Origin of the sequence: Syntrophobacter fumaroxidans MPOB (genome assembly GCF_000014965.1) — a bacterium.
In the GTDB taxonomy this organism is placed as follows: Bacteria; Desulfobacterota; Syntrophobacteria; order Syntrophobacterales; family Syntrophobacteraceae; genus Syntrophobacter; species Syntrophobacter fumaroxidans.
This window is the reverse complement of record NC_008554.1, coordinates 1,320,001-1,331,799: the sequence shown is the minus strand read 5'-3', so window position 1 is coordinate 1,331,799 and position 11,799 is coordinate 1,320,001. Positions and strand designations below refer to the sequence as shown.

The 11,799-nt window shown below is 61.6% G+C and carries 5 protein-coding genes; 1 reads left to right on the top strand and 4 read right to left on the bottom strand.

The features are described 5' to 3' along the window. Positions 1–284: 284 nt before the first annotated feature. From SFUM_RS05600 to SFUM_RS05585, 4 genes are read right to left on the bottom strand one after another with little or no spacing between them, the layout of a single operon-like run. A complete protein-coding gene (locus SFUM_RS05600) occupies positions 285–1,775 on the bottom strand; it encodes an efflux transporter outer membrane subunit (protein ID WP_011697942.1) in 1,491 nt (496 codons plus the stop codon). Position 1,776: 1 nt separating this feature from the next. Beyond that, positions 1,777–4,968, bottom strand: coding sequence for an efflux RND transporter permease subunit (locus SFUM_RS05595; protein WP_011697941.1), 3,192 nt, complete (start codon positions 4,966–4,968; stop codon positions 1,777–1,779). Between the two features lie 48 nt (positions 4,969–5,016). Next, the gene (locus tag SFUM_RS05590) at positions 5,017–8,214 is read right to left on the bottom strand and encodes an efflux RND transporter permease subunit (protein WP_011697940.1); all 3,198 of its coding nucleotides are present in this window, start codon (positions 8,212–8,214) and stop codon (positions 5,017–5,019) included. Between the two features lie 52 nt (positions 8,215–8,266). Continuing rightward, positions 8,267–9,526 (bottom strand): efflux RND transporter periplasmic adaptor subunit, encoded by a 1,260-nt coding sequence (locus tag SFUM_RS05585; RefSeq protein WP_150109440.1) that lies wholly within the window; start codon positions 9,524–9,526, stop codon positions 8,267–8,269. Between the two features lie 564 nt (positions 9,527–10,090). Here SFUM_RS05585 and SFUM_RS05580 point away from each other — a divergent pair. Further along, the gene (locus tag SFUM_RS05580; protein ID WP_041441805.1) at positions 10,091–11,611 is read left to right on the top strand and encodes a DUF1846 domain-containing protein; all 1,521 of its coding nucleotides are present in this window, start codon (positions 10,091–10,093) and stop codon (positions 11,609–11,611) included. Positions 11,612–11,799 lie beyond the last annotated feature (188 nt).

Here is an 11,799-nt window from a genome sequence, read left to right as displayed (position 1 = left end):
GCCAAAACAAAGACCGTCAAGACAAGGATAAACCAGGAGCACTTTCTCACGCGGCAACCTCCATTCGCATCATGTGCAGAATAAACGGTATACCGGAATAAACGGCACAATGAGAGCTTATTATCAAGTTAAAGAAAATTCAGGAGTTAAAGGTGAATTGGCGTCCAGGAAGACCGCGCAGGCGGTTTCTGTGCCGATTTACGTTCAAGACGGGCAAGAGAGCCATCGCTCCTGTCAAAAGGAAACAGGAATAATTCAAATGCCGTTAAGTTCGCGCCTGAGGGTCACTCTTCAGTTTTGGCCTTCGAGGAAGCCGTCGAGGCGGCCGCGGCAGGGGGGTCGAGCCCCAAAGGCGCGGCCGCGGGGGCTTCCCGGGTAAGCGCATCCGCCCTGTTCACCCAGCCTCCTCCCATGACTTTGTAAATATTCACATACGCCGCCATCAAGGCGGTCCTCACCTCGGAGGTGGTGAGCTCCGCGGGGAAAAGCTGCGTCTCGGCGGTGAGTACCGTGAGGTAAGGCGTGTATCCCCCGTTGTACTGCAGCCAGGCCAGGCGGTCGTATTCCTTGAGCGTCCTCACGAGCGCCTCCTGGGCCTCCAGTTGTTCCGAGAGCTTCCGGCGCGCGACGAGTGCACTTTCGACATCGCTGAATGCGTTCAAAATCGCATTTTGATAGCTCTCAAGAGCCGCCTTTTGCATGGCTTCGGCCTGCTTCACCTGTCCGGCGATGGCCCCGGCCGTGAAAATCGGTCCCGTGAAAGACCCCGCGTAACTCCAGGTTCTTGCGGGTCCCTTGAAAAGATCGGAGAGCTCGGAGCTCTGGGTGCCTAGGGCGGCGGTGAGCGAGATGGCGGGAAAGTAGAGAGCCTTGGCCGCTCCAATTTGAGCGTTGGCGGCAATGAGGTTCTGCTCGGCCTGCGCCAGGTCGGGGCGGCGCTCCAGCAGCTGCGACGGGAGTCCCGAAGGGATAGCCGGCGGTGTCAACTCGCGAATGGATTTCCCCCGATCGACGGGGCCGGGGTTTCGGCCGAGCAGGGTGGACAGACCGTTTTCGGTCTGAGCGATCTGCGACTCGATCTGCGGGATCGTGGCCGCCGCCGTCTCGTACTGCGAACGGGCCTGCTCCACGGTCATTTGCGAGACCTGCCCATGGGCGAACTGCAGCTCGAACAGCCGGAGCGACTCCCCGTAAACGGCGAGCGTGCGCCGTGAAATCTCGAGTTGGTCGTCGAGTCCGCGAAGCTGAATGTATGTGCCCGCAACGGAGGCCACCAGGGAGAGCACCACCCCGCGACGGGCTTCCTCGCTCGCCAGCAGGTTCGCCCGCGCGGCCTCGGACAGCCTTCGGATGCGTCCCCACAGATCGATCTCCCAGTTGGCCCCGGCCAGCAGCTCGAAGGAGTTCCGAGGGTTGGAAACAAAGCCGGACAGGACGTCGGAACCGCGTTCGCTCGCTCGCCGCCGCGTTGCGCTCCCGCTGTAGCTCACCTGGGGAAAGAGCGGAGCGCGGGTCTGCATCAGCACTCCGGCCGCCTGATCGATGTTGGCGGCGGCGATCCTGACGTTCCTGTTGTTGGCAAGCGCTTCGGCAATGAGCGAATCCAGCACCGGGTCCTGGAACTCCTTCCACCAGTCGGTGTTGGCCGTGTCGCGCGTTTCCCGCTCTTCGAAGCGGTAGGACGGCATGACGTCCACGGCGGGGCGGCGATAGTCGGGACCGAGCGTACAGCCGGCAAGGAGGACGGCAAGGGCCGTGAGGGCGAAACGGCGCATATCAGTTGACCTCCGGGCTCTCATGGAGCGTGGGCGGCGGCGATCCCTCCCCGGGTGAGGTCTTCTTCTTCCCCGAGGAGCGTTCGGCGAGCCGGTCGAAGATATAGAAAAAGAGCGGCACGTAAAGCATGGCCAGAGTGGTTTCGCCGATCATGCCGCCCATGATGCCCGTGCCGATGGAGTGGCGGGCGTTGGCGCCCGCTCCCGTGGCGATGGCCAGCGGAAGCACCCCCAGGATGAAGGCGAGCGAAGTCATGATGATCGGTCGCAGCCGCTCCTCGCCCGCCTTGATGGTCGCGTCCATGATCGACAATCCCTGTTGACGCAGCTCGACGGCGAAGGTCACGCGAAGGACCGCGTTTTTGGCCCCGAGCCCGATGAGCACCAGGAGACCGATCTGGAAATAGACGTCGTTTTCCAGGCCCCGCAGCCAGTTGAACGCGAGCGCGCCGAGGATCCCGAAGGGCACCGCCGTCATGACCGATCCCGGAAGCGTCCAGGACTCGAACTGGGCGGCCAGCACGAGAAAAACGATGATCAGGCCGAAGGCGAAGGCGGCCATCGAGGTCGCGCCCGCCTTCTTCTCCTCGAAGGCCATGCCCGACCAGGCGAAGTCATAGCCGTCGGGGAGCACCTCGCGCGCCGTCTCTTCCATCACCTTGATGGCGTCGCCCGAGCTGTAGCCCACGGCGGCGGAACCCGTGACCTGCGCGGCGGGGAAGCCGTTGAAATGCGGCACCAGATCGGGGCCGGTGACATACCTGGTCTCGACCACCGCCGAAAGGGGAACCATCTGGTTGTCCCGGGACCTCGTGTAGAGACGCGTGATGTCCGACGGGTCCTTTCGGTAAGGGGCGTCGGACTGGAGGACCACGTTCCACACACGGCTGAACTGGTTGAACTGGCTTACCGTGATCGAACCGAACTGAGCCTGCAAAGTGCTGTAGACGTCCGCAACCGGAACCCCGAGAAGCACGGATTTGGACCGGTCGACTTCCGCGTGGAGCTGCTGCGAGACGGCCCGGAATGTCGAGTTCAGGCCGCTCAGCTCGGACCGCCGGCGGGCTTTGGCGAGAAATTCCTGCGTTACGTCGTAGAGCCGCTCCGGAACTCCGGCCTTCTTGTCCTGTATCCAGAATTCGAAGCCTCCCGTAGTTCCGATGCCGGGGATCGCCGGCGGAGCGATGGGAATGAACACCCCCGTATTGATCTTCCTGCGCGCATCCGACAAAGCCTGCAGAAGGACCGCTTTGGCGTTTTCCCTTCGGGCGCGCTCGATGGAGGAGTAGCGTTCCTTGAAGTCCTTGAGCGGCACGAATATGGTCGCAACGTTTGTCTTGTACTGACCGTCGATGAGGCTGTAGCCGTTCACGACCGCCCGGTCGGCCACGGCGGGATTTTCGGCGAACAGGCCGTCCACCACCTCCGTGGTGCGGGAGGTGCGGTTGAGGCTGGCGGCATCGGGCATAACGATCATGGACATCAAATAGCCCTGATCTTCATTGGGCACGAAACTCGTCGGGGTGGTCCGGAACAGGTATGCGAGCCCGCCGATCAATACGGCGAGCAGCACGAAGGCCACCCCCATCCGCCTGATCATGAACACCACCGCATTGCCGAAGGCAACGGTGAAGCGGTCGAACTGCCGGTTGAACCAGGCAAAGGGGCCGCGTTGCGGAGGGGGCCTGTGCTTGAGCAGGATCCCGCACATGGCCGGGGTGAGGGTGAGCGCCACGAACCCCGAGAGCGCCACCGAAATGACGATGGTGATGGCGAACTGCTTGTAAAGCTGCCCCGTGGTGCCGGGCAGGAATGCGGCCGGGATGAAAACCGATGCCATCACCAGCACCACGGCGATAAGGGATGTGCCGATCTGCTCCATCGCCCGGATCGTCGCTTCCCGGGGCGCGAGGTGATACTTCACCATGTTGCGTTCGACGTTTTCGACCACGACGATGGCGTCGTCGACCACCATCCCGATGGCGAGGATGAGGCCGAACAGGGTCAGCAGGTTGATCGAGAATCCCATAGCGAGCATGCCGGGGAAGGTGCCGATGAGCGCCACGAAGATGGCGACCGAACAGATGACGGTGGCGCGAAAGCTCTGGAGAAAGAGGTAAACGACCAACACCACGAGGATTATGGCCTCAATCAGGGTGTGAATGATCTCCTCGATGGAGAGCCGCACGAAATCGGTGGTGTCGAGAACCACTTGGTATTCGATGCCGTCGGGCATCGTGCGTTTCAGCTTCTCCAGGGTCTGGCGGACGGCCTTGGAAACATCGAGGCCGTTTGCGCCCGGTTGCTGATAGACGGCGATGAGAGCCGAGGGAGCGCCGTTCAACCTGTTGTCGTCGACGTAGGCCTTTCTGCCGACTTCGGCGCGGGCGACGTCCTTGAGTCGGACAATGGCACTGCCGTCCCGGCTGCCGCGCAGAATGATGTCTTCATACTGCGACGGCTGGACGAAGGGAGGCTGGGTCACGACCGGGAACGTGAGCTGAATGTGGCCGGCATTGGGCTGCTGGCCGATCTGGCCGGCACCGAACAGGGCGTTCTGACGAGTCACCGCGTTTTGAATATCCGTTGTCGTTATCCCCAGGGAGGCCATCCGGTCCGGGTTCATCCAAATGCGCATCGCCTGGTCGGGCACTCCGAAAATCTGCGCCTGGCCCGCTCCATTGACCCGTTTGACCGCATCGAGCACATAAACATTGGCGTAATTGGTGACGTATTCCGAGCTGAAACGGCCGTCCTTGTTGGTCACTCCGATGATCATCAGCATGCTCGACGACTTTTTCTGCACCGAAACCCCATACTGCACCACTGCCGCAGGCAGCTGCGGCGCGGCGAGGTTCACCCGGTTCTGGACCTGTACCTGGGCGATATCCGGGTCGGTGTCGAGGCTGAAGAAAACGGTGATCGTCAGCTGGCCGGTGTTGGAACTGGTCGAGGTCATGTAGAGCATGTTGTCGACGCCGTTGATCTGCTCCTCGATGGGAGCCGCCACGGAGTCCCCGACCGTCTTCGAGTCCGCGCCGGGGTAAGTGGTCGTCACCTGGATCTGCACCGGCGTGATGGTGGGATACTGTGAAACGGGCAGGGCCTTCATCGATACCAGGCCTGCTATCACGATGATGAGCGAAACGACCGTGGCGAAAATGGGCCGTTCGATGAAGAATTTGGAGAACATGGAGTGGTGGCCTCCCGAATCCAGCCGGTTTTGCCCTTTACCGGGGCGTCACACATTATTCCGATCGAGGACCGGGCCGGGATACTCGCCCGGTTTGTCAGGCGGAATCTCTTCTTTCCTTGCCTGCGAGCGTTCGGCGAGCCGGTCGAAAATGTAGAAAAAGAGCGGCACGTAAAGCATGGCCAGGGTGGTTTCGCCGATCATGCCGCCCATGATGCCGGTGCCGATGGAGTGGCGGGCGCTGGCGCCCGCTCCCGTGGCGATCGCCAGCGGAAGCACTCCCAGAATGAAGGCGAGGGACGTCATGATGATCGGTCGCAGCCGCTCCTCGCCCGCCTTGATGGTCGCGTCCATGATCGACAATCCCTGCCGGCGCAGCTCGACGGCGAAGGTCACGCGAAGGACCGCGTTTTTTGCCCCAAGCCCGATGAGCACCAGGAGGCCGATCTGGAAATAGACGTCGTTTTCCAGGCCCCGCAGCCAGTTGAAAATGAACGCGCCGAGGATTCCGAACGGCACCGCCGTCATGACCGATCCCGGAAGCGTCCAGGATTCGAACTGAGCGGCGAGCACGAGGAAGACGATGATGAGACTGAAGACAAACGCCGCCGTTGAGGTCGCCCCCGCTTTCTTTTCTTCGAAGGCCATGCCCGACCATGCGAAATCGTATTCCGCGGGCAGCACCTCGCGCGCCGTTTCCTCCATCGCTTCGATCGCATCTCCCGAGCTGTGGCCCGCGGCGGCGCAGCCCGTGATCTGCGCGGCGGGGAAGCCGTTGAAGTGGGGCACCAGGTCGGGGCCCGTAACGTATTCGGTTTTGACCAGCGCGGAAAGCGGAACCATTTGATTGTCGTTGGATCTCGTGTACAGGCTGGTGATGTCCATGGGGTCGCTCCGGAAAGGAGCGTCGGACTGCAGGATCACGTTCCACACGCGGCTGAACTGGTTGAACTGGCTCACCGTGATCGAACCGAACTGGGCCTGCAACGCGCTGTATACGTCTTCGATCGGAACCCCCAGAAGCACGGATTTGGACCGGTCCACTTCCGCGCGGAGCTGCTGCGAGGAGGCGCGAAAGGTCGAGCTCAGGCCCGCGAGCTCGGACCGCCCGCGCGCCCTGGAAAGGAATTTCTGGGTAACCTCATAAAGGCGCACCGGGTCTCCGGCCCCCGTATCCTGGATCCAGAACTCGAAACCGTCCGTCGTTCCGATGCCGGGAATAGCCGCGGGGAAGAGCGGCAGGAGCACCCCCGTAGCGAATCTGCTCCGCGCCTCGGCCGCGACGTTCTCAAAGACCGCCCGGGCGCTCTCCTTGGCGGCGCGATCCCCGGAAGCATAGCGCTCCTTGAAATCCTTGAGCATGATAAAAAGGGTGGCCGCGTTGTTCTTGGTCTGGAGGTCGAGCACGCTGAAGCCGTTCAGAACGACCCTGTGCTCCACGGCGGGGTTCCGGGCGAACAACTCGTCCAGGATTTCGGTTGCCGCGGAGGTGCGGTTGATACTCGATGCGTCGGGCAGAACGAACACGGGAAACAAATAGCCCTGATCTTCGTTCGGCACGAAGCTCGTCGGGATGGTCCGGAAAAGGTATGCAAGCCCTCCGATGAACACGGCGAGCAGTACGAACGCCACTCCCATGCGCCTGATCATGAACACCACCGCATCGCCGAAGACAGCGGTGAAACGGTCGAATTGCCGGTTGAACCAGGCAAAGGGGCCGCGCTGCGGAGGGGGCCTGTGCTTGAGCAGGACCCCGCACATGGCCGGGGTGAGGGTGAGCGCCACGAACCCCGAGAGCGCCACCGAAATGACGATGGTGACGGCGAACTGCTTGTAGAGCTGTCCCGTGGTGCCGGGCAGAAACGCGGCCGGGATGAAAACCGATGCCATCACCAGCACCACGGCGATCAACGAGGTTCCGATCTGCTCCATGGACCGAATCGTGGCCTCTCGGGGCGTAAGGTGATACTTCACCATGTTGCGTTCGACGTTTTCGACCACGACGATGGCGTCGTCGACCACCATGCCGATGGCGAGGATGAGGCCGAACAGGGTCAGCAGGTTGATCGAGAATCCCATGGCGAGCATGCCCGGGAAGGTGCCGATGAGCGCAACAAAGATGGCGACCGAACAGATGACGGTGGCGCGAAAGCTCTGGAGAAAGAGGTAAACGACCAGCACCACGAGGATTACGGCCGCGATCAGGGTGTGAATGATCTCCTCGATGGAGAGCCGGACAAAATCCGTGGTGTCGAGCGCGATCGTGCACTCGATGCCGCTGGGCATCGTTCTTTTGAGCTCGTCCAGGGTTTGGCGGACCGCCTTGCAGACAGCCAGGGCGTTGGCCCCCGGTTGCTGGTAGACGGCGATGATGGTCGCCGGTATCCCGTCAAGGCGGGTATCCTGGATATACTGCTTGCGGCCGACTTCGACGCGGGCGACGTCGTTGAGGCGGACAAGGGCGCTGCCGTCCGGTCCGGCGCGCAAAATAATGTCTTCATATTGCCGCGGCTGGATGAAAGGAGGCTGGGTCACGACCGGGAAGGTCAACTCCACGGATTCGTCCGAGGGCTGCTGGCCGATCTGGCCGGCGCCGTACAGGGCGTTTTGCTGGGCCACCGCCTGCTGGATGTCCGATGTCGTTATCCCGAGGGAGGCCATCCGGTCCGGGTTCATCCAGATGCGCATCGCCTGGTCCGGCACGTCGTAATAAACTTGGCTCTGGCCCGCTCCATTGACCCGTTTTATGGCGTCGAGCACGTAAACGTTGGCGTAATTGGCAACGTAATCCGGGCTGTAACGGCCGTCCTTGTTGCTCACCCCGATGAGCATCAGCCATGTGGTGGAGTTCTTCTGAACCGCGACGCCATATTGCGCCACCGCCTCGGGCAGTTGCGGCATGGCGAGGTTCACCCGGTTCTGGACCTGCACCTGGGCGATGTCGGGGTCGGTGTCGAGAGTGAAGTAGACGGTGATCGTCAGCTGGCCGGTGTTGGAGCTGGTCGAGATCATGTAGAGCATGTTGTCGACGCCGTTGATCTGAGCCTCGATCGGCGCCGCCACGGAATCGCCCACCGTCTTCGAGTCCGCGCCGGGGTAGGTGGTCGTCACCTGGATCTGCACCGGCGTGATGGTGGGATACTGCGAGACGGGCAGGGCCTTCATCGATACCAGGCCGGCTATCACGATGATCGATGAAACGACGGTGGCAAAGATGGGCCGCTCGATGAAGAATCTGGAGAACATGGGGTGGCTCCTGCCGCGCCGACACCTGTGAGAGAACGGCCGGCAAAAAGAGCTATCGTTTCCCGGTTGCTTCCCGGCTTGCGCTCTTTTCGGGATCGTTCGCAGCCGGGCCTCCGCCGTCCGGCTTCGTTTTGTCGGACAATGGCGACACTTTCAGCAAAGAGCCGGGACGAACGAGAAGGACGCCGTCGACCACCACCTGATCGCCTCCATGCAATCCCTCGTTGATGAACCAGTCGTTCTCGTGCCACTGCCCGACCGTTACGGGACGGGGCTCCGCCTTGCCGTCCTTGCCGACAACCCAGACCGTGTGCCCCTTGGAAGTCTGCTGGACCGCGCGTTGGGGCACAAGAACGGCATTGCGCCGCACCGCCCCTTTCAAGCGTACGCGCACATACTGGTTCGGCCGCAACCGGCCGTCGGGGTTGTCCACCGTGGCGCGGATCAGGAACGTGCCCGTCCGGGGGTTGAAGGAAGGATCGGCGAAAGTGACCTTCCCGGTGTGGGGGTATACCGCGCCGTCGGCGAGAACCGCCTCGGCAAGAAAAACCTTGTCGTCGGGTTCGACCACGTTTCCCTTGGCAACCTGATCCCTGTATTTCAGCCAATCGTTTTCGGAAATGCTGAAGTTGATGTAAGTCGGCGAGATGACCGCCACGGTGGTGAGCTGGCTGTTGGAGGAATGAAGATAGGTCCCGTCGGCCTGCTGGGCATAGCTCGAGATACCGGTCACGGGAGAAGTGATCACCGTGTAGGAAAGATTGAGCTTCGCCTGCTCCACCTGGGCTTTTGCCCCCTCCACCGCTGCCGCGGCGGACTGGAACTGGCCGATCGCATCGTCCAGATCCTTTTGGGACAGTGCGTTCAAAGCGGTCAGCGGCTTGACGCGGGCCAGGTTCAGGCGCGCCACCTCGAGGGCGGCCTCGTGCTTGGCGAGCGCGGCCCGGGCCTGATCGAGCTGTGCCTTGAAGGGTTTCTGGTCCATCAGAAAGAGGGTCTGTCCCTCCTTGACCATCGATCCTTCAGTGTAAACCCTCTTGTCCAGGAACCCGCTGACACGGGCCTGGATGTTTACCTGCTGGGAGCTTTGCACCTGGGCGATGAACTCGTAGGTGAGCGGCACGTCCCGGGGGGTCACGGTGACCGCCGTCACCTCCACCGGGCGTTGGTCGGAGCGGGTCGACTCATGCTTTTCGCAGCCGGACGGAATGAATGTCATGACGCAAAGAGCGGCGAGCAGGAACCGTTGCCATGAACGGCTTCCGCACAATGACAGAGCACACCCCGAGTAGATGGCGAACGGCACGGACATCCCCCTGTTCTCTTCGCAAAATATTAATTTTATCGTTATCTTACAATGCAGGTGGTGGTTCCATTACACCGCTCTGATGCGGATGAATACCGCAAAATTTTCCGATCAGCAAGAAAAATAGCAGCGCATCCGGCAGGGCAGCCGGGCGGAGGGCGTGAAGTGGTGTCGTGGAGTGGTGGACAATCGTCTGCAGATGTGCTAAACGCCAAGCGTCCAGCGTTCAGCTTCATAAGGGAATGGTTCTTCCCCCTCCCCCGGAGCCTGTCAACCAGAAGGTGTCGGAACCGACTCGTTCCATCGGCGGGTGGACTTTATGTCAAGACGCGGAGGTCGGCCTCATGAAGAGCGGGTTCGAGAACCGCGACGGTCGCCCAGCCGCGGGGCGCCGTCCATTTATTTTTGCCCTCGGAACCGGATGACGCCGCCCGTAATCGGATTGGCAGCCACGGGAGTGCATGGCGCTGCGGCAAGGACCACACGGGACGCCGGGAGCATGGAATGAAGGCGGGGCGGCGTATGGGGAAACGCGGAGGTCCCTCGGGCATGGCAGGAAACGGAGCAGGCATGATCGATCCGGTTGCGTTCGACAATGAATTTTATATCCGGGAACAGACAAGATGCATTCTTGACCGCGTGGAGCGTTTCGACCGTAAGCTCTATCTCGAATTCGGAGGCAAGCTGCTCTACGACTATCACGCCGCCCGGGTTTTGCCCGGATACGATCCCAACGTCAAGATGCGGCTCCTGCAGCAATTGAAAGACCAGGCCGATATCCTGCTGTGCATCTACGCCGGCGACATCGAGCGGAAAAAGATCCGGGCGGATTTCGGCATCACCTACGACACCGACGCGATGAAGCTGATCGACGATCTCAAGCCGTGGGGGATCGATGTGCTGGGTGTCGTCATCACCCGTTTCGACAGCCAGCCGGCGGCCATGCTGTTCAAGAACAAGCTGGAACGGCGAGGGATCAAGGTTTATTGTCATCGCTTCACCAAAGGCTATCCCACCGATGTGGATATGATCGTCAGCGACGAGGGGTACGGGGCCAACGAGAGCATTGCGACGGAGAAGCCCCTCGTGATCGTGACCGGTCCGGGGCCGGGCAGCGGCAAGCTGGCCACCTGCCTCTCCCAGTTGTACCACGATTACCGGCACGGCCGAAAATCGGGCTATGCCAAGTTCGAGACCTTCCCCATCTGGAACATGCCTTTGAAACATCCCGTGAACATCGCTTATGAGGCCGCCACGGCGGACATCAGGGACTTCAACCTGCTCGATCCCTATCACTTCGAGGCCTACGGGCAGACCGCGGTCAACTACAACCGGGACGTGGAAGTCTTTCCCGTGTTGCGTCGAATCCTGGAGAAGATCACCGGCGGGGAATCATTCTACAAGTCTCCGACGGACATGGGCGTGAACCGAGCGGGGTTTGCCGTTGTGGACGACGCCGCCGTGCAGGAGGCCGCCAAGCAGGAGGTGCTGCGGCGCTATTTCCGCTACCAGTGCGAATATGCCATGGGGTTTGCCGACAAGGAAACCGTTCAGCGCGTGGAGCTTTTCGTCAGGAATTTCAATCTCGACCGCAGCTACCGCAAGGTCGTCTCGGCGGCGCACCAGGCCGCAACCGAGGCCCAGAACCAGGAAGGCAAGGGCCATAACGGCATCTACTGCGGGGCGGCCATCCAGCTCAGGGACGGCACCATCGTCACGGGCTCGAATTCGCCGCTCATGCACGCGGCATCGAGTCTGATCCTGCACGCCGCAAAGCACCTGGCCGAGGTGCCTGCCAAGATCAAGCTGCTCCCTCCCAGCATTACGGATTCCATCAGCCGCTTCAAACAGGAAATCCTGGGCGAGAAGGCCGTGAGCCTGGACCTCCAGGAAGCCCTGATCGCGTTGAGCATCAGCGCCACGACCAATCCCGCCGCGCAACTGGCGTTGGAGAAGCTCGGGGAGCTCAAGGGCTGCGAGGTGCACATCACGCACATTCCCACCCCCGGGGACGAGGCGGGCCTCAGACGCCTGGGGGTGAACGTGACCAGCGACCCCAACTTCGCCACCAAGAATCTTTTCATCACGTGAAAAGGAGCCGGGAAACCGACGGAATCGGGTGGTGAGGCGGCGGGATCATCGGTCAATGCCCTCGATGGCGGCTTGCCTTGAAAACGGATTCCCGGGCGATTGGATTGGCATGCTTAGCGGGTGTGGCGGGTCTCATGGTCGATTGGGTTCCCGACGCCTGCATCGGGCGCGAGGAGCACGAGGCCCCG